Origin of the sequence: Campylobacter sp., assembly GCF_020024835.1 — a bacterium.
Lineage (GTDB): Bacteria > Campylobacterota > Campylobacteria > Campylobacterales > Campylobacteraceae > Campylobacter_D.
On sequence record NZ_JAHHTD010000024.1, the window covers coordinates 1 to 22558 of the forward strand.

The following is a 22558-nucleotide window of genomic DNA, read 5'->3' on the forward strand; positions in this document are numbered from 1 at the left end:
GTAATAAAAAAAAAAAAAAAAAAAACAAAAGCCGCCCTATATACCGGTTAAAACATAAAAAAAAATGAAGAGGGGGGTTTTAAAAAATTAGTATGTAAGGTTGTTTTTTTAAGAAAAAAAATTGGAAAGATTAGCGATTATCTTTTAATTTTAATATTAATTTTATTTATAATTTTTGCATTTAAATTTGAATTAAGTATTATAGATAATACCAACTTAAAAAAAGAATTATTAAATGCCTTTTTTCAAGGTGAGGTTTTGCAATGTAAAGATATGAATATAAGCAAGGAATTTTTTAATTTTGAATACGGCACTCAAAGTTTTGTATCTAATGGAAAAAATAAGCAATTTAAAGCTTTAATTTTTGATATCAAAGAATGTCAGTTGGTTAAATAATGCAAGAATCATTTTTAAAAAAACTTGATTTAGATATTTATATAAAAGATTTTAAAAATTTTTTTGCTAGAAATAAGGATATTTTTTTACAAGGTGATAGCAAGCTCCACTTTAAAAGGATTAATGAGCTTTGTTTGATTGATTTTACTCCACCGCCAATAATTGATAATTTAAATATAGCATTAACTCATCTTAGCAAACAGGGGATTTTACATTTAAGTCAGAGTTTTGAATTTATTAAAATTTGTATGTATTTTAATTATTTAAAGAGTTTAAAATTTGAAGAAAGTCTAAAAGAATGGCTTTTAAAAATAGAAATTCCACAAAATATCACAGAATTAATAGGATATTTTGATGAAAAAGGTGAAATCAAAGAAAGTATTGATGAAAGATTAATTAACTTAAACCTTGCTTTAAAACTAAAAAAAGAAGATTTACACGCTGAATTTAAAAAACTTACTTACACTAAAAATTTAAATTCTTATTTCATAGATACACAAATTCATTTGATCAATGGCATAGAAGCTCTACTTGTGCGAGGTGGTTTTAATCATATTTTGCAAGCTAAGATTATAGGCAGAAGTAGTGGAGGTGGATTTTACATCGTGCCTTTGAGTGTAGAAAAAATTCAAAGTCAAATTGATGAAATCAAAGATACTAAAGAAAAAATTTTTTATGAGTATGCCAAAAAAATTAGTTTGATTTTTTATAAAAATTTAATGTTTTTAAAATTTATCAATCAAGCTTTTGATTTATTTGATCATTATAGTGCTAGAGTTTTGATGGCTAAAAAAAATGATTTTGAATTTATTTTAACGGATAATTCTAGTAATTTAAAATTATACGGCTTTGCACATCCAGCTTTAAAAAATGCAAAAAGTGTGAATATAGATTTTTCTCAAAAGGTATTGATTATCACAGGGGTAAATGCAGGTGGAAAATCTATGCTTTTAAAAGGTATTTTAAGTGCTGCTTTGCTTGCTAAATACCTACTTCCTATGAAGATTAATGCTCAAAAAAGTCAAATAGGAAATTTTAAAGAATTTGATGCGATTTTAGAAGATCCTCAAAATGTAAAAAACGATATTTCTACTTTTGCAGGAAGAATGTTGCATTTTTCTAAACTTTTTAGTAAAAAAAATATTTTATTGGGTATTGATGAGATAGAGCTTGGGACAGATTTTGAAGAGGCTGCTTGTTTATATAATGAACTTGTTTTACAACTAATAAAACACGATAATAAAATTATAATCACCACTCATCATAAACGTTTTGCTATGCTTTTAGCTAAAAACCCACAAGTAGAGCTTTTAGCGGCTTTATATGATGAAGAGCTTTCACGTCCAAAATATGAGTTTTTAAAAGGCACTATAGGTAAATCTTATGCTTTTGAAACAGCATTAAGATATGGGATAAACATAAATTTAGTGCAAAATGCTAAAAAACTTTATGGAGAAGATAAAGAAAATTTAGAAGAGATGGTAAGTAAGAATATAAATTTAGAACTTTCTTTACGCAAACAAAGTCAAGAGCTTGAAAAAAAAGAAGCTAAGGTTGATGAAATTTTACTTTCTTTAAAAGAACAAAAAGAAAAAAATGAACAAGAAATAAAAAAACTTATCTCTAATTTAGAATTTAAATATTATCAAGCTATACAAGAGGCTAAAAAAACTATTAGTTTTAAAGATATTAAAGAGAAACAAAGAAGTTTAAATAAAGCAAATGAGCTTAAAAAAAATATCATTTTGCCAAGTATGGAACAAAACGAAGAGTTTCGAGTGGGAGATTTTGTAAAATATGAAAAGATTAAAGGAAAAATCACGGCTATTTCAAAAAATGATGCGATAATTCAAAGCGATGGTTTGAGTTTGCGTGTGCCATTGAAACTTCTTAAAAAGAGCAATCAAATTCCTGTGCAAAAAGTAAAATCAAGTATAAATATAACGCGCCCTAGTGCTTTAAGTATGACTTTAGATTTACATGGGCTTAGGAGTGATGAGGCTATAGAAAGACTTGATAAATTTATTTCAGATGCACTTATAGCAGGTTTTGATGAGGTTGTGGTATATCATGGTATTGGCACAGGAAAATTAGCTTTTGCAGTAAAAGAATTTTTAAAAACCCACAAAAATGTTAAAAGCTTTAATGACGCACCTTTTAATCAAGGTGGTTTTGGTGCTAAGATAGTCAAACTTTGAAAATATTTATATTTTAAATTTAAAATTAATCCTTGAGAGTTATTTAATCAAATAAATGATGATAGTAATTGAATTTTTAAGTAAATATAAATTTGATAATTTTATTTTTAAATAAGAATTAATTTTTTAAGATTTTGCATATAAGAAAGTTGAGTTTAAAATTATAAAATTGTATTTTTCTAATGAGAATTAAATCTCATTAGAATTCTTTTTTATTAACATCTTCTAAAATTTCATTAGCTATTTTTGAAACATTATTGCTAATTTTAGAAGTAGAAAGAGAAATATCAAGATTAGTTTGAGTATTAGATTCTAATTCTGAAATTTTTTCATTAATGTGGTTTATGCCTTGAGATTGCTCGCTAATTGAGCTTACAATTTCATTGATAGATTGAGTTAGTAAATTAGTATTTGCATCGATTTCGTCAAGACTTTTTTGCGTTCTTTCGGCTAAATTTCGCACTTCATCAGCAACGACAGCAAATCCACGTCCGTGTTCTCCAGCACGAGCTGCTTCAATGGCTGCATTAAGAGCTAAGAGATTGGTTTGTTCAGCGATTTCTTTTATGACATTGACAATTTTTGCAATATCTTCACTTTGTTGCACAATATTTTCTCCTCTTTGATTCATATGAGTCATCGAGCTTGCTATTTGCTCTATAGCACTAGATATAAATTCTAAGGATTTAACTTGTTGTTGGGAGCTTTGTTCTAATTGCGTTACAGAATCATTAAGACTTTGACTATGAGTATTTAAGGTATTAGCTAATTCTTTTGAAGTAGTTAGCATTTTAACTATGTTGCATATAAGAGTATTGACATCTTTTTCTATACCAATAGGGGTTGAAATTTGTGCTTTAAAATTTTCTTTTTCTGCTTGCTTGAATACTTCTAAAATTCTTGAAATATCCATAGTAATGGTTTTGCATAATGTTGCACTCATTTCATTGATGGATACTTTAAGAGTGTTAAGATTAGGATTTTTTGATTTAAAAATCAACATTTTTCCAAAGCGTCCTTCTTTTGCTTCATTTGCTATAGAATTGATATCTTCTTGTATAATCTGCTCTTGCTCTCTTAACTTTTGTATTTCACTGATGTTTTCATCTATGTAATTAGCAATTTGTTTAAATTCATCTTTAGTTTTAATAATAATAGGAACATAATCTTCTTTTTCATAGTTAAGATATTTAAAGAAATTTGCTAGATTAGATTTTAAGTCTTTTAATGGAGTAAGCAAGTAAGATATAGTAAAATAAATTATGCTTAATAAAATGATAAAACCTAATAAAAACCATATGAAATTTTTAAAAGCAATGTCTTTTAATTCTTTTGTATAATCATTATAAGAATTTGTTAAACATATATTCCATCCTATATTATTTATCCCGCAAGTTGCTAATCTTTCATCATGATCTAAAGAAGAATAGTATTTAAAAGCTTTATTTTTATGTGTTTGCATACCATCTTTTAAAGCTTTAATAAAAGGTTTTCCAGCCTCATCTAAAATATACCTTCCAGGTGTTACATAAAATAAATCTTCAAAAACAAGCACTCTAGCTGATTGTGAAAATTTAAATTTTCTAATAGCATTACTAAAAATATCTAAAGGTAAATCTCCAGAAATAATACCTACTATTTTATTATTTGAGTCAAAAACAGGTTGTGAAAATCCCATAGCTAAAGCATTACTAACAACATCAACAAATGGTTTTGTGATTATCGTAGTCCTTTTTTCCATAGTTTGTTTAAACCAAATTCTATCTTTTGGATTAAATTTACTTCCATCTGAATTAAGTAAAATTTCTGCATTAGCATAGTTGTTTGATTTACTGCTAATAATTAAATCTCCGCTATCAACATAGGTAAAATAAAAATTATAAAATCCTGAAGTTCTAGCGATATTTGAAATAAAATTATATATCCTTGAGCTTTTGTAGATATTAGGATCAAGTTGCAAGGTGTTAGCAGTTTCTATTAAAACTTGCTTTTCTCTATTTAAATAGTTATTTGTGTAGGTTAATACAGATTGTAAAGCAAATTCTCTACTTTCGTTTGATTTTTTTTGAAAAATATTAACACTATCAAGATAGCTAAATGTCCCAAAAAAAGTAAAAATAACAAATAATGCTATCGAGAGAATGATCATAGTTTTTACTTTTAAGCTATTCATAATAAACTCCTTTAAATTTTTAAATGTCTGTAAATAATACCAATGTAAGTTTAAAAGATTTTTGTATTAATTTTTTTATTTTATAAAATTATTTTTTTTGAATTAATGTTACTATTTTATACACTAAATCATTTTAGTGATATTGTTTTTTAACTTAAGATAGTCTCATCATCTTTTAGAAATAATTTTTATATAGGTCTTAAAAGCTTATGCTAATATATTATTTTTTGATTTTTGCTTTATCTTTTTTTGTTTAAATTTAAAGCTTTTATAAAAAACAAATATTTTTTATATTAATCTTTTTTTAGCAATTATTTTTTAGAGTATTTTGCTCTTTCTTTGCTATATAAAGCATTTAGGATAAATATTATGCAAGTAATAAATTTTTTAAAAGAATTAACTCAATTTAAATCCATCACACCTGATGATGATGGTGCGTTAAATTATATTGCGGTAGAGCTTGGCGATTTTGAAGCTTTTTTTATAGAAAAAGAAGGAGTAAAAAATCTTTTGCTTACTAAAAAATTTAATAATGAGGGCGAACATTTGGCCTTTGGGGGTCATATTGATGTTGTCCCGCCAGGAGATGGTTGGAGTAATGATCCTTTTAATCCCTTAGAAAAAGATGGTTTTATTTATGCAAGAGGCACACAAGATATGAAAAGTGGTGTTGCTGCTTTTATTAGTGCGATTAAAGATGTTGATTTTAAAGGCTCAAGATTAAGCATTATTCTTACTAGTGATGAAGAAGGCGAAGCAAAATATGGCACTTTAGAAGTGCTTAAATTTATGCAAGAAAAAGATCTTTTGCCAGATTTTGCAGTAGTAGCTGAACCAACTTGTGATAAAAAATTTGGAGATAGTATCAAAATAGGTCGTCGCGGATCTATTAATGGAATTTTGCGTATTAAGGGTAAGCAAGGACACGCAGCATATCCACAAAAATGTATTAATCCAGTGCATAATTTTGCTTCATCTTTAAAATTTTTGGCAGGATTTGATTTAGATCCAGGTGATGAGGCTTTTTTACCTTCAAAGATAGTAATTACCGATATAAGAGCTGGTATGGAGGTAACTAATGTAACACCTAGTGAATTAAAGATTATGTTTAATGTCCGCAATTCTTTACAAACTAGCTTAGAAGATGTGCAAAATTATGTGGAAAAAATTTGTGAAGGGCTTGATTTTGAACTTTCTTTAAATCAAGGTTCTAAGCCTTTTTTAACTCAAAGTGATTCTAAAATTGTGCAAAGCTTAAACAAAAGCGTGCAAAAAATTACTTCTATAGTGCCAGAGCTTAATACCAAAGGTGGCACAAGTGATGCAAGATTTTTTGCTGAGTTTGGGGTTGAAGTAGCTGAATTTGGGGTTTGTAATGACACAATTCACGCAGTTAATGAAAGAGTAAGTATAGAAGAAGTTGAAAAATTGTATTTAATTTTTAAAGATTTAATAGAAAATTTTAGCTAGGAAAAAGTATGGATATATTTAAAAAATATACAAGTAAAATTCAAGCAATTTTTGGGGCAAAAAATTATAATGAACACAGCTTATATCGTTTTTATAAATTACAAACGCTTTATATTTTTTTGAAAAAGTAATTTTTGATATTAATTTATTAGATAATAAATTTAATTTAAAAGAGGTGATAAAATTTTACAGCGGAGAAGTTAGAATAACAAAACAAGGAAGTTTAAAAATAGGTAAAATTACTATGCAAAGAAAAGGTGGAGATGGAGGAAGATTAAGTGCAAATATGTTGCAATTTAAAATAAATCCTTGTGAGTTATTTAATATATAAAAATGACAATGCACGATTTATAAAAGGTTTTAAATGATTATTAATGGACAAAAGCTTGAGCTAAAAGAGCTTAAATTTATGGATTATGTTAAAGAAAAGAAATTAAAAATAGAATTTATTGCTTTAGAATTAAATGGAAAAATTATCCCAAAGGATAAATTTGAAGCTTTGATTTTAAAAGAAAATGATAAAGTAGAAATCGTAACTTTCGTAGGAGGTGGTTGATGAAAATAAAATTTAATGGTAAAGAAATTCAAAGTGATTTTAAAACTACTTTAGAATTTTTTCAAAGTGTAAGTAAAAATGAAAATGATGTATGGATAGTCAATGGTTTTGCTACTAAGGAAAATTTAAATTTAAGCGAGAATGATGAACTTTTTTGTATAGAAAAAAATATTATGCCTCCAAAAGATGCACTTGATGCTATGATGAGAGCGCGCCATACTCCAAAACTTCACGATAAATTAAAAAAAGCAAGTGTTGCAATTTGTGGGCTTGGGGGGCTTGGCTCGCATATAGCTATAAATTTAGCAAGAAGTGGGGTTGGAAGACTTCATTTGATTGATTTTGATGTGGTTGAGCCTAGTAATTTAAATCGTCAAGCTTATATGGTGGAGGACTTAGGTAAATTTAAAAGTGATGCTTTAAAAGAACAAATTAGCAAAATCAATCCTTTTATAGAGGTATTTGCTCAAAATTTAAAAATAGAAAAAGAAAATATAGCCAAGCTTTTTATCGATGATGATATAGTTTGTGAGGCTTTTGATAGTGCTAAATATAAGGCCATTTTAGCACAAAATTTTCATAAATATTTTGATAAAATTTTAATTTGTGCTTCTGGACTTGCAGGATATGGGGATAGTAATACCATACAAACTAGAAAAATTGCTAAGAATTTTTATGTGTGCGGAGACTTAAAAAGTGAAGCAAAGCCAGGAGCTGGGCTTATGGCACCACGCGTAAATATTTGTGCAGGACATCAGGCCAATTTAGTCTTAGAGCTTTTAGCACAAAAGGAATAAAATGCAAGATGGTTTAAAAATAGGAGAATTTGAGTTTAACTCACGCTTTATTTTAGGTTCTGGTAAGTATTCTTTAAAATTAATACAAGCTGCTATAAAAGAAGCAAAAGCTCAAATTATCACTTTGGCCTTAAGACGCGTTAATGCTAACGGACTTGAAAATATACTTGATTTTATACCTAAGGGTGTTACACTTTTACCTAATACCTCAGGTGCTAGAAATGCTAATGAAGCTTTACGCATAGCAAGGCTTGCTAGGGAGCTTTGTGGTAGCAAGCTTATAAAAATCGAAGTTATAAAAGATAGTAAATATCTTTTACCTGATAATTATGAAACTATCAAGGCAGTGGAATTACTAGCAAAAGAAGGCTTTACGCCTTTGCCTTATATGAGTGCTGATTTATACGTTGCTAGGGCTATGCAAAATGCTGGAGCAGCTGCTATTATGCCCTTAGCTGCACCCATAGGGACAAATAAGGGCTTGTGCGCTAAGGAATTTATACAAATTTTACTTGATGAAATATCCTTACCTATAATAGTCGATGCAGGGCTTGGAACTCCTGCTCAAGCTTGTGAGGCTATGCAAATGGGAGTAAGTGCTGTGATGGTTAATACTGCTTTAGCCCAAGCACAAAATGTTACTCAAATGGCTAGGGCTTTTTCTTTAGCTGTAAAGGCAGGACGCAATGCTTATTTAGCAGGGCTAGCTAGTGTTAATGAAAGCCCAAGATCTAGCTCACCTTTGACAGGTTTTTTAAGAGACTAATTTAGGAATAATGAGTGCAAAATAATATCATCTTAGATAAAATTTTAAAAGAGCTTGAAACTTATAATGAAAAAGAATTTGGACCTAAAGAAGTAGAACAAGCTTTAAGTGCAAGCACTTTAAACATTATGCATTTAAAAGCTTTGCTTTCAAGTGCTGCTGAAGAATTTATAGAAGAGCTAGCACTTAAGGCAAGCAAGCTAAGGCTTAAGTATTTTGGCAATGGAGTTTTTTTATTTACTCCACTTTATCTTTCAAATTATTGTAATAGCAAATGCACTTATTGTGGTTTTCAAAAAGGTAATAAAATCGTGCGTTCTAAGCTTAATGAAGCACAAATTTATGCTGAAATGCAAGCTATAGCTAAAAGTGGTTTGCAAGAAATCATTATACTCACAGGCGAGGGCAGAGAGTATGCAAGTGTTGAGTATATAGCAAAAGCTTGTAAGATAGCAAAAGAGTATTTTAAGGTCATAGCTGTAGAAGTGTATCCTATGGAAGTGGCAGAGTATGAGCTTTTGCACAAAAATGGCTGCGATTATGTTACTATTTTTCAAGAAACTTATAATATCCAAAGCTATAAAAAATTCCATTTAAGCGGGGAAAAGAGTAATTTTTATTATCGTTTTAATGGGCAAGAAAGGGCTTTAAAAGCAGGTATGAGAGGGGTTGCTTTTGGGGCTTTATTAGGGCTTGATGATTTTAGAAAAGATGCTTTAGCTACCGCTCTTCATGCATATTATTTGCAGCAGTTTTATCCTGCAGCTGAAATTTCTTTGTCCGTGCCACGTTTAAGACCTATTATTAATAATGCTAAAATTCACCCCAAAGATGTGAGTGAAAAACGCCTTTTGCAGGTTCTTTGTGCTTATAGGATTTTCTTGCCTTTTGTAGGTATTACTATTTCAACTCGTGAAAGGGCTATTTTTCGAGATGAGGTGCTAAGACTTGGTGCGAGTAAAATGAGTGCTGGAGTGAGTGTGGGTATAAGAGCACATTCTGGGGAAAAGATCGGAGATGAGCAGTTTGAGATAACTGATAATAGAAGCGTAGAAGATATTTTAAATATGCTAAAAAAGCAAAATTTACAAGCTATAATGAGTGATAGTATTTATGTGGGCTAAAAAAATTATTGCCATTAGTGATAGTAAGATAATGGAAGGAGATTTTTTAAAATACATAGAAAAGCTTGCAAGAGCTAAGGTAGATGGTCTCGTGCTTAGAGAAAAGCATTTGAGCGAGGAGGAATATTATGATTTGGCAAAAGAAGTTTTAAAAATTTGCAAGAAAAATAACTTAAATTGTATTTTGCATAATTTTGATAGAGTAAGCTTAAAACTTGATCATAGATTTTTTCATGCACCACTAGATTTACTTAGAAAAAATTCAAAGTTATATAGATATTTTCATATTTTAGGAACTTCTATCCATTCTAAAGAAGAATTATATGAGGCTATGATGTATAAAGTAAATTATGCTTTTGTAGGTCATATTTTTAATAGTTCTTGTAAAATTAATTTACAACCTTGTGGGCTTGATTTTATGAAAGAGTTGCTAATGGTAAGTAAAATTCCACTTTATGCTATTGGAGGTATAAATTTGCAAAATATAAGTAAATTTAAAGATTTAGACATAGCAGGTGTTTGCATTAGAGAAGCATTTATGTATCAAGAAAAAATAAAACATTATGTTAATGAATGCAAAAATAGATTAAATATTAGGACATATGATGAGTAAAACTTATAAGAGGATTTATTATTTAAATTTATTAATCATTATAATCATTGCTTTTAATCTTAGAGCTCCCATAACAGCTTTAGGTCCTATGGCTGAAATGATTAAGAGATACTTTGATATAAGTTATACTTCAATAGGCATTATAAATTCTTTACCTTTATTTACTTTTGGATTTTTATCTTTTTTTATAGGTTATTTTTCACCACTTCGTGCTATGTTAGGTGGAATTTGTTTAATAGCTATAGGAGAATTAGTAAGAAGCTATACAGGGGTTAATGGTCTTTTTTTAGGTACTTTTATTTTAGGATGTGGTATCGCAATAGCAAATGTCTTAGTTCCTAGTTTGATAAAGCAAAAATTCCCTGATAATGTTACTAAAATGATGGGTATTTATGGAATGATGCTTGGAATTTCTTCTATGGCAGGCATAGCTTTATCTTTGCCTTTAGCTTATGCTTTTGGAGTAAAGTATGCTTTATTTTTTTGGGGAATTTTTGCAGTGTTGGCTTTGTTAGCTTATTATCCTCAAATTAAAAATAAAAGATTTTTTAGAAAAAAGAAAAAACATTTTAATAAAATTTATTTATTGAAAAATAAAACAGCTTGGAAAATTACATTATTTATGGGGACGCAAAGTTTTTTAGCTTATAGTTTATTTGCTTGGCTTGCTTTGATTATAAAATCAAAAGGATTTAGCATAGAAGCTAGCACAAATTTAATTTTATTAGCACAAATTATAGGACTTCCAGCGGCATTTTTAGCACCATTATTACTTGGAAAGATTAAAGAAAGTTTAAAATTATTTTATATATTAAGTTTATGTTTTTTGTATGTTTTATCATTTTTGGTTATTGTATTAAGTATCAATAAATACGGGATAATTTTTGGTGTATGTTTAATGAGTATTCCTTGGGGAGGAGCATTTACTATAGCTTTATATTTTATCGCATATAAAAGTAAAAATCATTTTGTAGCAGCAAAACTTTCTTCTTTTGCTCAAGGATTTGGTTATTTGCTAGCTTCTACTTCCTCTATTATCATAGGTTATTTGTATGATTATTTTCAAAATTTTTATGAAATTTTGATATTTTTTATTTTTGTGAGTATTTGTCTTTGTTTGTTTGGATATCTTGCTTATAAAAGTGAAGTAATAAAGACGAATTAAAATATTTAAAAAACCTCTTTAGTCTAAAATAGACTAAAGAGATTAAAGCCAGAAAAAATAAGCAATAGTAGCAATACTTATTGAACAAAATATATTAAGAATAATTCCAACTTTGATCATTTCTTTTTGTTTGATATAACCTGTCCCAAAAACTATAGCATTTGGTGGTGTTGCTACTGGTAACATAAATGCACAAGAAGCACCAATAGCTATGATTAAAGCAAGTCCTAAAGCAGGTACGCCTAAAGTTTCTGCAATAGAAATAAATAAAGGCACTAAAAGAGCTGCTGAAGCTGTATTGGAAGTAAATTCTGTTAAAAATACTATAAAAAATGCTACGATTAAGCTTATAATAAATAAATTTCCATCCTCTATAAACGAAATAAGTGTATCAGCCATCACTTTGCTAGCTCCTGAGTCTCTTAACACCACGCTTAAAGTGATACCTCCACCAAAAAGCATTAAAACTCCCCAATCGGTATTTTTTTGTATGCTCTTCCAATCAATCACTTTAAACGCACACACTAAGATTGCAGCAAGTAAGGCAATAATCGCATCAATATTTGCTATTTTGTGTCCAAATATACTTTCTACAATAGGGTTAATTTTACTACTAAAAATCCAAGATATAGCGATTACTAAAAAGATAATTAAAGTGATAATTCTTGATCTGTTTAATTCTACATAATCAGTGTGTAAATCAATTTGAGTATTAAATTTAGGTTTAAATACAAAATATAATATCAAAATCATAGCAGGTAAAAATACTAAAACAATAGGGATACCATATTGTAACCATTGAGCAAAACTTATATTAAGTTGTGTTGCAACTATAGCATTTGGAGGAGTCCCAACTATAGTCCCTATTCCACCAATACTTGCACTAAAAGCTATTCCTAGAAGGACAAAAACATAAGTATCTCTATCTTTATTTTCATCTAAAGAAGCCAATACTCCAATGGCTAGTGGAAGCATCATAGCTGCTGTTGCTGTATTGCTCATCCACATTGATAAAAATGCAGTTGTGATGAAAATATATAAGCTTGATAATCCTAAATGTCCTTTAGCTAATGAAAGAATCTTATGTGCAATCATTTTATCTAGTTTTTGATGATGCATTGCAGCAGCTAAAGCAAAACCACCAAAAAATAAAAAGATATTTGAATCTGCAAAACTGCTTAAAGCCTTTGAGGTAGGTAATAAACCTAAAATAGCAGCTGATACTGGCACTAAAATGGCAGTAATAGTAACATGCAACGCTTCACTAAGCCATAATATAGCTATAAATATCAATAAAGATAATCCTTGATTTACTTTTGTCTCCCCAAAGGGTGAAAAATAAAGCAAAGCAACGAAAAGTATCAAATCTGCCACAACAATTAGTGTTTTTATATTTGAATTCATTGAAACAACTCCCTTAAAATAAATTGTAGTTTTGTAGCATATTATAAATGAATTTCATTTAAAAAATATTTTATTTGCTAAAAAATATTTGATATGTGTAAAAAAAGTAATTTTAGTATCATTTAATTTTTGGTATAATTTTTGCTAAATGCTAAAGTTAATTATTAAGTAAAAGTAATGACTTACAATATTTTTAAGGATGGAAAAATGATGAAAAATGTGTTTTTGTTGGCGATAGTCTTATTTTTTAGTGCTTGTGCAGTTAATACTAAAAATCAAGGTGTAGTGAGAGTCAATGAGGTTATTAAGATTCAAGCACAATGTTATAATCCTTCAGATTCTAGAGCTTATGAGGCTAAAATTCAGGGTTTAATTTATATTAGTGATGTAGGGCTTAAGTATTGTGTAAATAAAAGAACCATAGATAAGAGTGCTTCTTTAAAAAAAGTATATATTCATAGAATTTATGATTTAGATGAAAATAAAAAGATTTCTTCATCAGAACAAACTAATTACTACATAGATGAGAAGTTTAATTATTATTTTTATGTTTTCTTAAAACAAGAATTAAAAGATAGAGGTATAGTTGTTGTAGAAAGTACTCAAGATTCTCCTTATGTTTTAAAGGTTAATTTAAGTTTTACTGATTTTTATTCAAAATTTAATTCTAATTCACTTTATTCTTCTGTTTCAGGTAGATTAGAATTGCAAAATATTAATACTAATAAAAAAATTAATATAAAAACTAAGCAAGAAATTAGAGGTTTTAATAAAATTAGCGATTTGCCTTTTTACACTCAACTTCTTATTAAGCAAATGGCCAATAAAGCCGCAGACATTATAAGTGCCTTGTGAGATGTTTTAATTGTTATGAATTTTCCCTAACAACCTTTTGTGCTTCTTGTAAAAAAGAATTATTAGAATATTCTTTAGGCATTAGAGAGCTTGAGGGAAAATTTAAGGTTTATTATTTTTATCAATATGATGATATTAAGCATTTGTTGTATTCTAAGCATAAATTTTATGGATATTTTATTTTAAATGCACTTGCAAAATTAAGTTTTTCTAAATTTAAAGATTTTTTTCAACCCCATTGTTTTATTAATGCCATTGCTCTTGATGATAAAACTTATGGAGCTTACTCACATACTGCTATTTTAACTAGATATTTAAAAACAAAATTTATAAAACCTATGTTTAATACTTTACAAGCAAAATCAGATATAAAATATAGTGGAAAAACTTTAGAATTTAGAAAAACAAATAAAAGATTGTATGAACTTAAAAAAATTCCAAAATATCCGGTGATTTTAGTTGATGATGTAGTAACAACAGGATTAAGCTTGCTTCAAGCAAAAGTAATTTTAGAAAAAAATAATATCGAAGTGCTTTTTGCTTTAGTTTTAGCTAATGCAAAAGAATAATTTGCTAAAATAGGTGTATTAATTTTCAAGGATTTTTATGGAAAATATTTTTACCAAAGATTCAGACATTGAAGATATAGATATAGAAAGTTCTATTAAAAGTAGCTATTTAGATTATTCTATGAGTGTTATTATTGGTCGTGCGTTGCCTGATGCAAGAGATGGGCTAAAACCTGTCCATAGAAGAATTTTATATGCAATGAATGATTTAGGTGTTGGAAGTCGTAGTGCTTATAAAAAATCAGCTCGTATAGTAGGAGATGTTATCGGTAAGTATCATCCACACGGAGATGTTGCTGTTTATGATGCTTTAGTAAGAATGGCACAAGATTTTTCAATGCGTTATCCAAGTGTTGATGGACAAGGAAATTTTGGATCAATTGATGGAGATGGTGCTGCTGCTATGCGTTATACAGAAGCTAGAATGACTATTTTAGCTGAAGAATTATTGCGTGATATAGATAAAGATACTGTTGATTTTGTTCCAAATTATGATGATTCTATGAGCGAGCCTGATGTGCTACCTGCTAGAGTGCCAAATTTGTTACTTAATGGTTCAAGTGGTATTGCCGTGGGTATGGCGACTAATATCCCTCCTCATAGTTTAAATGAACTTATTGATGGTTTGCTTTATTTAATTGAAAATAAAGAATGTTCATTAGAAGAGATTATGCAGTTTATTAAAGGACCTGATTTTCCAACTGGTGGCATTATTTATGGTAAAAAAGGTATTGTTGAAGCTTATAAAACTGGACGTGGGAGAGTAAAAGTACGTGCAAAAACTCACATAGAAAAAAGAGCAAATAAAGATATAATAGTAATTGATGAGTTGCCTTATCAAACAAATAAAGCAAGATTGATTGAGCAAATTGCTGACTTAGCTAAAGAAAAGCAAATCGAAGGTATTGCTGAAGTTAGAGATGAAAGCGATAGAGAAGGTATTCGTGTGGTAATTGAATTAAAACGCGATGCTATGAGTGAGATCGTTTTAAATAATTTATTTAAATCAACTACTATGGAAAGCACTTTTGGTGTAATAATGCTTGCAATACATAATAAAGAGCCAAAAATATTTTCTTTAATTGAGTTATTAAGATTATTTTTAAATCACAGGAAAACTGTTATTATAAGGAGAACTATTTTTGAACTTCAAAAAGCAAGAGCAAGAGCACATATTTTAGAGGGTTTAAAAATTGCTCTTGATAATATTGATGAAGTAATAGCTTTGATTAAAAATTCACCAGATAATCCAACTGCTAGAAATTTATTAATGGAAAAATTTAGACTTAGTGAATTGCAATCAAATGCCATTTTAGATATGAAATTAGGTCGTTTAACAGGACTTGAAAGAGAAAAAATTGATAATGAATTAAAAGAATTACTTGCTGAAATTGAGAGATTAGATCAAATTTTAAAGAGTGAAATTTTATTGGAAAATTTAATTAAAGATGAGTTAAAAGAAATTAGATCTAAATTTGATGTTCCAAGAATTACACAGATTGAAGATGATTATGATGATATTGATATTGAGGATTTAATACCTAATGAAAATATGGTAGTTACAATAACACATCGTGGATACATTAAGCGTGTGCCTAGTAAGCAATATGAAAAACAAAAGCGTGGTGGAAAAGGAAAGGTAGCAGTTACTACTTATGATGATGATTTTATAGAAAATTTCTTTACTGCAAATACACACGATACTTTAATGTTTGTAACAGATCGCGGTCAGCTTTATTGGCTTAAAGTGTATAAAATTCCAGAAGGTAGTAGAACAGCTAAAGGTAAAGCTGTGGTTAATCTTATCAATCTTCAAGCAGATGAGAAGATTATGGCTATTATTCCAACTACTGATTTTGATAAGAGTAAATCATTATGCTTTTTTACTAAAAATGGCATTATTAAACGCACTAATTTGAGTGAATATCAAAATATTAGAAGTGTAGGAGTTAAAGCGATTAATTTAGATGAAAATGATGAATTAGTTACTGCCATAATTGTTATACAAGATGAAAATGAAAAACTAGAATTGCAAAATGATGAGAATGAAGAAGCTTTAAGCGAGGAGATTGAAGAAAATATAAAAGGTAAAATGCTTTTTGCAGTTACTAAAAAGGGTATGTGTATTAAATTTTTACTTTCAAAAGTAAGAGAAATTGGTCGTGTTAGTAGGGGTGTAACGGCTATTAAATTTAAAGAAAAAGATGATGAATTAGTAGGTGCAGTTGTAATTGAAAACAATGAACAAGAAATTTTAAGTGTAAGTGCAAAAGGTATAGGTAAACGCACTAATGCTGGTGAGTATAGATTGCAAAGCAGGGGAGGTAAAGGTGTCATTTGTATGAAACTTACTTCAAAAACTAAGGATTTAATTAGTGTTGTAATCGTCGATGAAAGTATGGATTTAATGGCTTTGACAAGTAGTGGTAAGATGATTCGTGTTGATATGCAAAGTATTAGAAAAGCTGGTAGAAATACAAGTGGGGTTATTGTAGTAAATGTTGAAAATGATGAAGTTGTAAGTATTGCTAAATGCCCTAAAGAAGAAGAGCTAGAAGACGATATTAATACAGATTTGACTCTAGAATAGAATTCTTGGAATGCTTTTTGCTATCTTTTAAGAAATCAAATAAATTGAAGGTGTTCAAAATGAAAAAACTTATTTTAACGTTTTGTTTAGTTCTAGGTTTTAGTGCTTGTGCATTAGATCAAAGAGGTATGAGTACTAGCAAGAATCGAATGTCTGCTTCGACTACTCCAACTGATGTTGTGGTTCAAAAGGTAGATAAAGATGATGTTCGTAGTATCATTCGAGAAGAAAAAATGCTTGCAAATGATACAAATACCGATAGTGATTTAACTTTCACTGCAGTTGGAGAAGGTATAGCTCCGTTGAATACGGTTTCTGTAGGTCAAGCTTTAGCTTTAGCTAAAAGGGCAGCTATTACCGATGCTTATAGACAATTGGCTAGTAAATTGTATGGTGTGAGAGTTAATGGTAAAGATACGGTAAAAGACGCTATGCTTAAAAGTTCAACTATTACAGCTCAAGTAAATGGTCTTATTAAAAACGCAAGTGTTGTTGATCAAGATTTTAAAGATGGACTTTATAGAGTAAATGTAGAATTAAAAATCGATTCAGACAAGTGGAAAGAATTATTTGCTTACTAATTTGTTTGTGTTTTTTTAAAGTTGTTGCTCAAGATGAATTTATATTTTGGGCAGAACTTTCTAATAAGAATTTAATGCTTTTTCATCAAAATGAGACTATTTCGATGGCGATGACAAAAAGTAAAAATAAAAAATTAGAATTTGCATGTGAGATTCCTTATAGTAGTAAAGATTTTATAACTCGTGGTAATGTTGGTAGAATCAGCAAAGAAGGAATGACTAAAATAGACAAATTTAATTTTTTAAATACCCATAAAAGTGATTTAATTGATTGCTTTTTAAATTCTAAAATTGATGTAAAAGATTTTACAAATACTAATTTAGCTTCAGCTCAAAGTGAAACTTATGTCAAAATTTTACCTCTTAGATTTATAGTGGAATTTGGTGATTATAGCTTTTTTATATATTATTTAAAATAATATGAAGTTTATTTTTATTACTTTATTGTTAAAATAAATAAAAAATATAGAGTTAAGATGAAAAGTATTCCTATATATTTGTTATTTAAATATTTACGTTTTGATAAAGATCAACCTTTTATAATGTTATCTAAAATTTTAGCTTTTTTAGGTGTAAGTGTTGGTTTGTGTGTTCTTTTAGTGGCTATGGCTATAATGAATGGTTTTGATAAAGAATTTGAAAGAAAACTTTTTACTATGAATTATCCTATATCTATTTTGCCACGTTTTGGAGCAAATGTAGATGAAAAATTGTTACAGGATTTAAGATCAAAATTTCCAGATTTAATTTTTAGTCCTTATATTAGCACTCAAGTAATAGCTAGAAATGATTTTAAAATAGAAGGAGGAGTGCTTTTTGGAGTAAATTTTGATGATGAGAAAAAGATTAATAAAATAATAAGCAATGCTTTAGAAAAAAAAACTATTCAAAATTTTGAAATTTTAATTGGTAGTGGCTTAAAAAATGAATTTAATCTTGCTCTTGATGACAAAATAACACTTATTTTTTCAAATTTAAATGCTAGTGGTTTATCATTGATACCACAAATAAAACGTTTTGATGTGAAAGCTTCTTTTTCATCTGGTTTATTAGCCTATGATAAGGCTTATATGTATGTAAATATAAAATCTTTAGCAAAAATTTTATCTTATCCTCAAGGGGTTTATGATGGTTTGCATGTATATTCTAAAAATCCATTTGAAGATATAAAACTTATAAAAGAATTTTTAGATGCTAAATACATTACTATTGGTTGGTGGGAGCAAAATGGAAATTTTTTTGCAGCTTTAGCTCTGGAAAAAAGAGCACTTTTTATAGTGTTAATGCTTATAATATTAATCGCAAGTTTGAATATAGTTAGTTCTTTGCTTATGATAGTTATGAATCGACGTAACGAGATAGCTTTGCTACTATCATTAGGTGTGAGTAAAATTGAGATTAAAAAAACTTTTTTTTCTTTGGGATTTTTAATTGGAGGAAGTGGAATTGTTACTGGTGTCATTTTAGCTGCTGTGGTTTTGTATATATTAGGAAATTTTAATATTATTTCTTTACCAAGTGATGTATATGGTATGAGTAAATTACCATTAGAGCTTTCGGCAATTGATTTTTTGGTAACTATTTTAGGTGCTGTTATTATTGTTGCTTTATCTTCGTATTATCCTGCTAGAAAAGCTGCTCAAGTAAATATCTTAGATACCTTAAGAAATGAGTAAAATACATTATTTATTTAAGAATTGTTTAATTTCATTATAGAAATTTTCATAACTAATATCATTAATTGTTTTAACAAATTTTCCATTTTCATCTATAAGGTAAAATTCACCACTATGAGCTATGGAATACTTCATAGCAGAATCTTTTAAAGGAATTTTTTTATAAATTACACCATAATTTTGTGTAATTTTTTTAAGCTCTTTTTCATTTTGTGCAATCAAAGCAGTAGAATTTGGATAAAAATATTGCACCCATTGATTAGATTGAGTTAAATTGTTGTCTCTATTTGGATCTAAAGATATAAATAAAATATGTGCTTGGTTATTGGTGTCTAGTTTGGTTAAAATTTTACCAATTAATGCTAACTCCGTAGGGCATATATCAGGACAATATGTATAACCAAAATATACGATTAATTTCTTTCCCTTAAAATTTTTTAAACTTAGCATTCCTTTTTCAGAATTTAAGTAAAAATCATATTTGTTATTTTCAATATATTTAATTAAAACAAAAAAAGAACTAATTATACATATTATTAAGATAAGGTAAATTTTTTTCATAATGTTACCTTTTTACATCAAAATCAAAATAGAAATCGAGTGCTTTTTCATTTTCAAAAAATTCTATTCTAAAACGCATTATATCTAAAGTGCAGGAGCTTAATACTAGTTTTGCTTGATAAGAATTATTAATTTTTTTAAATTTAGGAATGATATCTCCCATATACATATTTAGTCCATAAACTCTTGCATTTAAATTATTAAAATTTCCAAGATTATTAATGATTAGTTTGAGTTCGCTCATAGAAGAAATTGGTTTTGGATTTAAAGAAACTGATACTTTTTGTCCATTAAAATCATAGTTGCAATCTTGAATATTTAAATCACAATGCAAAGGGTTTAAAGTGGTGATAAGCTCTCGTTTTTTTTCTTGATTGTTTTTAGTATAAGTGTAAGCCATAGCTATTAAAATGATAATAGCTATAGCAAAAATAAATAATTTTTTCATTATTTTGTAATATGTTTTGAATGAATATCTTTCAATGTGATGGTGCTATTATCATCAAAATAAAGTGTTAAATCAGCTTTTGTATTTTCAGTTACATTTTGATTAAGATTTAATGCCATAATGTGTTTTCCTCCTGGTTTTAAAGCAGTGCTAGAATTTGCTTTTATAATTATTTTAGGAACTTGCATCATCATTTTTTTACCATTTTCCATAATGTGATCGTGAATTTCAGTTGTATTGCTAAGCGAACTTTCAGCTTTTATAAGTGCAATATCGTTATTTGATTTATTTGTAAGCTCTAAAAAAAATGCTGTTGATTTTGCATTTGGTGGAGTTTGTCTTACATAGGGATCATTTACAATAATATTATTTGCAAAGATATATGAGCCAAGGGCACAAATAGCTAAAATTTTTTTCATAATTTTTCCTTTATTTTTTATTAATACTAAAATATTATACACTCAATAAATTTAAAAATATATTTATTGTAAAAATATTATAATTTAGCTTTTTAATTTTAAATTATGAAAGGTTGGTTTTGTTGTTTAAAATATTATTTTCACTTGTATTTTTTTTCATTTTTGCCAATGCAAATAATCTTGCAAAAATATATTTAAATGAAGGTTTAGAAGCTGTTGAAAAGGTTTTGGAGCAAGAATTAGCATCGAAAGAATTTTGGTCTAAAGAATTAAAAGATAAAAATGTGAGTTTAGGGTATTATGATAATGATGTTGCAATAGTCTTAACAAATAAGGGTGATAAAATCATTAAAGTATTTTATTATAATGATGGAAAAATTGAGAAAAAATTTACACAAAAAGATGTTTTAACAGGTTTATCAGGAGATAAAGAAGTAGAAGGGGATTTAAAAACTCCTATAGGTTTTTATGAATTAGGAAAAAAATTCTATCCGGGGGATTCATATTATGGTCCTTTTGCATTTGCAACAACTTATCCTAATATTTTAGATAAGACTTTAGGCAAAACAGGTGGGGGCATATGGATCCATGGTTATCCATTAGATGGGACACGCTTAGATACATATAAAACTAGGGGTTGTATTGCAGTTCATAATGATTTATTAGAAGAATTTTATAAGATTATAGCTGATAGAAGGACATATGCTATGATAGAAGAAAAAGAAAAGGTTATGACTAATCTTGATGAGATTTCTACACTTCTTGCAAATTTATTTATCTGGAAAGAGAGTTGGCAAAATAATGATATAAAAAAATATTTATCTTTTTATGAGCAAAAAGTTTTTAAACATAATAATAAATATAAATATGAACAATTTGCAAAAACAAAAGAAAGAGTTTTTTCAAGAAATGATAAAAAAAGTATTAAATTTTCAGATTTAAGTATCAGTCCTTATCCAAATATAAAAAATGAAAAGATTTTTAGAATAGGTTTTTATGAAAACTACGATACTAAAAATTATAAATTTAAGGGCAATAAGGTCATATATGTAAGATTGCAAGATAGTAAAATGCAAATTTTAGCTGAACAATAATGGCTTATATAAAATTAGATCGTAAAGCTTATGAATTTAATTTAGATCTAATTGCTTCTAAAGTTAAATCCTATGAGAAAATAATATGTGTTTTTAAAGATAATGCTTATGGACACGGAGCTAAGTGTTTGGCTCCTATTGCAAGAGCTAAGGGTATCAATTTTGTCGCAGTTAAAAATGAATTTGAGGCTATGCAATTACAAGATTTTTTTGATAATATTTTGGTTTTATCTCATATTCCTAATTTTAATGAAAACAAAAAATTTATTTATGCTTTAAATGATAAAAAAGATATTAAAAAAATTAAACCAAACACCAAGATACATTTAGTAATTGATACAAATATGCATAGAAATGGTATCTTGCTTCACGATATAGAAGATGTTTTAAATCAAATAAAAATTTGCCAGTTGAAATTATGCGGTGTGATGATGCATTTTGCAGGAAGTGATGAATTTGATGGAAGTTATTATGTGCAAAAGAAAAATTTTAAACTAGCAAAAGAAAAAATAAAAAAAATACTTGGCGAAGAATCTAAAAAAATTATTTTTCACTCTCATAATTCTGAAGCATTGTTTAGATCTGCTAAATTAGATGATGATGAACATTGTAGAGTAGGTCTTGTGCAATTTGGATATGCTTATTTTAATCAAAATTTACACAAAGTATTAAGTCTATGGGCAAATAAAGTTAGTCAAAGAGTCTTGCAAAAATCTCAAAGCTTAGGCTATGGCGGAAGCTATGTTGCTACAGATACTATAAATATTGCTACTTATGATTTAGGTTATGGAGATGGTTTATTTCGTTATGATGGCAAAAAAGATTTGATTTTACCAAATGGAAAAAAAATACTTGGAAAAATGTCTATGGATAATTTTTCTTGCGAGGATTGTGGTGATGAAATTTGTGTAATAAAAGATGCTAATGAAATGGCACAATTTTTCAATACAATCAATTACGAAATATTAGTTAAGCTTTCGCCATTTTTAAAGAGAATTGTAATTTAAGTTAAAAAATATTAATATATTTTGAAAGGAATGATATGGAATTTTTAAGTTGGGCTATATTGATTTTATTTTTGTTTATAATATCTTTATTGATTA

Annotated in this window: 22 protein-coding genes and 1 pseudogene; 18 read left to right on the top strand and 5 right to left on the bottom strand. The window is 28.0% G+C overall.

The window, feature by feature from the left end:
* Nucleotides 1-258: 258 nt before the first annotated feature.
* Together QZ429_RS05065 and QZ429_RS05070 are read left to right on the top strand one after the other, a co-directional pair.
* Nucleotides 259-396, top strand: coding sequence for a hypothetical protein (locus QZ429_RS05065; protein ID WP_291952500.1), 138 nt, complete (start codon nt 259-261; stop codon nt 394-396).
* The gene (locus tag QZ429_RS05070; RefSeq protein ID WP_291952502.1) at nt 396-2594 is read left to right on the top strand and encodes an endonuclease MutS2; all 2199 of its coding nucleotides are present in this window, start codon (nt 396-398) and stop codon (nt 2592-2594) included. The genes QZ429_RS05065 and QZ429_RS05070 overlap by 1 nt, the downstream gene beginning before the upstream one ends.
* 199 nt (nt 2595-2793) lie before the next feature.
* On the opposite strand, the gene QZ429_RS05075 is transcribed toward QZ429_RS05070, so the two are convergent.
* Nucleotides 2794-4767 (bottom strand): methyl-accepting chemotaxis protein, encoded by a 1974-nt coding sequence (locus QZ429_RS05075; RefSeq protein ID WP_291952504.1) that lies wholly within the window; start codon nt 4765-4767, stop codon nt 2794-2796.
* A gap of 369 nt (nt 4768-5136) precedes the next feature.
* On the opposite strand from QZ429_RS05075, the gene dapE reads away from it, so the two are divergent.
* The 8 genes and pseudogenes from dapE to QZ429_RS05115 all read left to right on the top strand — a co-directional run bounded on the left by dapE (nt 5137) and on the right by QZ429_RS05115 (nt 11258).
* Nucleotides 5137-6237 carry a succinyl-diaminopimelate desuccinylase gene (gene dapE, locus QZ429_RS05080; RefSeq protein WP_291952505.1) on the top strand — a complete coding sequence of 367 codons (1101 nt, stop codon included), beginning with the start codon at nt 5137-5139 and terminating at the stop codon, nt 6235-6237.
* A 163-nt stretch (nt 6238-6400) separates the two neighbouring features.
* Nucleotides 6401-6568 (top strand): annotated as a pseudogene (locus QZ429_RS05085) (type II restriction endonuclease); the annotation flags it as partial.
* A 33-nt stretch (nt 6569-6601) separates the two neighbouring features.
* A complete protein-coding gene (thiS, locus tag QZ429_RS05090) occupies nt 6602-6793 on the top strand; it encodes a sulfur carrier protein ThiS (RefSeq protein WP_291952507.1) in 192 nt (63 codons plus the stop codon).
* Nucleotides 6790-7590, top strand: coding sequence for a thiamine biosynthesis protein ThiF (thiF, locus tag QZ429_RS05095; protein WP_291952509.1), 801 nt, complete (start codon nt 6790-6792; stop codon nt 7588-7590). The genes thiS and thiF overlap by 4 nt, the downstream gene beginning before the upstream one ends.
* 1 nt (nt 7591) lies before the next feature.
* Complete coding sequence (locus tag QZ429_RS05100) at nt 7592-8356, top strand: thiazole synthase (protein ID WP_291952510.1); 765 nt, start codon at nt 7592-7594, stop codon at nt 8354-8356.
* A gap of 14 nt (nt 8357-8370) precedes the next feature.
* The gene (gene thiH / locus QZ429_RS05105; protein ID WP_291952512.1) at nt 8371-9480 is read left to right on the top strand and encodes a 2-iminoacetate synthase ThiH; all 1110 of its coding nucleotides are present in this window, start codon (nt 8371-8373) and stop codon (nt 9478-9480) included.
* On the top strand, nt 9470-10093 hold the full coding sequence (locus QZ429_RS05110; RefSeq protein WP_291952537.1) for a thiamine phosphate synthase: 624 nt from the start codon (nt 9470-9472) through the stop codon (nt 10091-10093). The genes thiH and QZ429_RS05110 overlap by 11 nt, the downstream gene beginning before the upstream one ends.
* Complete coding sequence (locus tag QZ429_RS05115; RefSeq protein ID WP_291952514.1) at nt 10083-11258, top strand: MFS transporter; 1176 nt, start codon at nt 10083-10085, stop codon at nt 11256-11258. The genes QZ429_RS05110 and QZ429_RS05115 overlap by 11 nt, the downstream gene beginning before the upstream one ends.
* A gap of 42 nt (nt 11259-11300) precedes the next feature.
* Here the strand turns inward: QZ429_RS05115 and QZ429_RS05120 are convergent, their stop codons facing one another.
* On the bottom strand, nt 11301-12662 hold the full coding sequence (locus QZ429_RS05120; RefSeq protein WP_291952517.1) for a DASS family sodium-coupled anion symporter: 1362 nt from the start codon (nt 12660-12662) through the stop codon (nt 11301-11303).
* 207 nt (nt 12663-12869) lie between these two features.
* Between QZ429_RS05120 and mapA the strand changes: the two genes are divergently transcribed.
* From mapA to QZ429_RS05150, 6 genes are all read left to right on the top strand, one after another.
* Complete coding sequence (gene mapA, locus QZ429_RS05125) at nt 12870-13517, top strand: outer membrane lipoprotein MapA (RefSeq protein WP_291952519.1); 648 nt, start codon at nt 12870-12872, stop codon at nt 13515-13517.
* Entirely contained in the window at nt 13514-14086 is a 573-nt protein-coding gene (locus QZ429_RS05130; RefSeq protein ID WP_291952521.1) for a ComF family protein, read from the top strand. The genes mapA and QZ429_RS05130 overlap by 4 nt, the downstream gene beginning before the upstream one ends.
* A gap of 37 nt (nt 14087-14123) precedes the next feature.
* Nucleotides 14124-16676 carry a DNA gyrase subunit A gene (gene gyrA, locus QZ429_RS05135; protein WP_291952522.1) on the top strand — a complete coding sequence of 851 codons (2553 nt, stop codon included), beginning with the start codon at nt 14124-14126 and terminating at the stop codon, nt 16674-16676.
* A 128-nt stretch (nt 16677-16804) separates the two neighbouring features.
* A complete protein-coding gene (locus QZ429_RS05140) occupies nt 16805-17257 on the top strand; it encodes a lipoprotein required for motility (RefSeq protein ID WP_291952539.1) in 453 nt (150 codons plus the stop codon).
* Complete coding sequence (locus tag QZ429_RS05145) at nt 17233-17676, top strand: hypothetical protein (RefSeq protein WP_291952523.1); 444 nt, start codon at nt 17233-17235, stop codon at nt 17674-17676. The genes QZ429_RS05140 and QZ429_RS05145 overlap by 25 nt, the downstream gene beginning before the upstream one ends.
* A 57-nt stretch (nt 17677-17733) precedes the next feature.
* Nucleotides 17734-18933: an ABC transporter permease gene (locus QZ429_RS05150; RefSeq protein WP_291952525.1), complete on the top strand. Its 1200-nt coding sequence runs from the start codon at nt 17734-17736 to the stop codon at nt 18931-18933.
* A gap of 6 nt (nt 18934-18939) precedes the next feature.
* Here the strand turns inward: QZ429_RS05150 and QZ429_RS05155 are convergent, their stop codons facing one another.
* The 3 genes from QZ429_RS05155 to QZ429_RS05165 are packed head-to-tail and all read right to left on the bottom strand — an operon-like array spanning nt 18940 to nt 20361.
* Nucleotides 18940-19494 (bottom strand): SCO family protein, encoded by a 555-nt coding sequence (locus QZ429_RS05155; protein ID WP_291952527.1) that lies wholly within the window; start codon nt 19492-19494, stop codon nt 18940-18942.
* A gap of 4 nt (nt 19495-19498) precedes the next feature.
* Nucleotides 19499-19942, bottom strand: coding sequence for a hypothetical protein (locus QZ429_RS05160; protein ID WP_291952529.1), 444 nt, complete (start codon nt 19940-19942; stop codon nt 19499-19501).
* Nucleotides 19942-20361 (bottom strand): copper chaperone PCu(A)C, encoded by a 420-nt coding sequence (locus QZ429_RS05165; protein WP_291952531.1) that lies wholly within the window; start codon nt 20359-20361, stop codon nt 19942-19944. Before QZ429_RS05165 ends, QZ429_RS05160 begins: the two co-directional genes overlap by 1 nt.
* A 122-nt stretch (nt 20362-20483) precedes the next feature.
* On the opposite strand from QZ429_RS05165, the gene QZ429_RS05170 reads away from it, so the two are divergent.
* Both QZ429_RS05170 and QZ429_RS05175 read left to right on the top strand, forming a co-directional pair.
* Nucleotides 20484-21455 carry a L,D-transpeptidase family protein gene (locus tag QZ429_RS05170; protein WP_291952533.1) on the top strand — a complete coding sequence of 324 codons (972 nt, stop codon included), beginning with the start codon at nt 20484-20486 and terminating at the stop codon, nt 21453-21455.
* Nucleotides 21455-22462 (top strand): alanine racemase, encoded by a 1008-nt coding sequence (locus QZ429_RS05175; RefSeq protein WP_291952535.1) that lies wholly within the window; start codon nt 21455-21457, stop codon nt 22460-22462. Before QZ429_RS05170 ends, QZ429_RS05175 begins: the two co-directional genes overlap by 1 nt.
* Nucleotides 22463-22558: the final 96 nt, after the last annotated feature.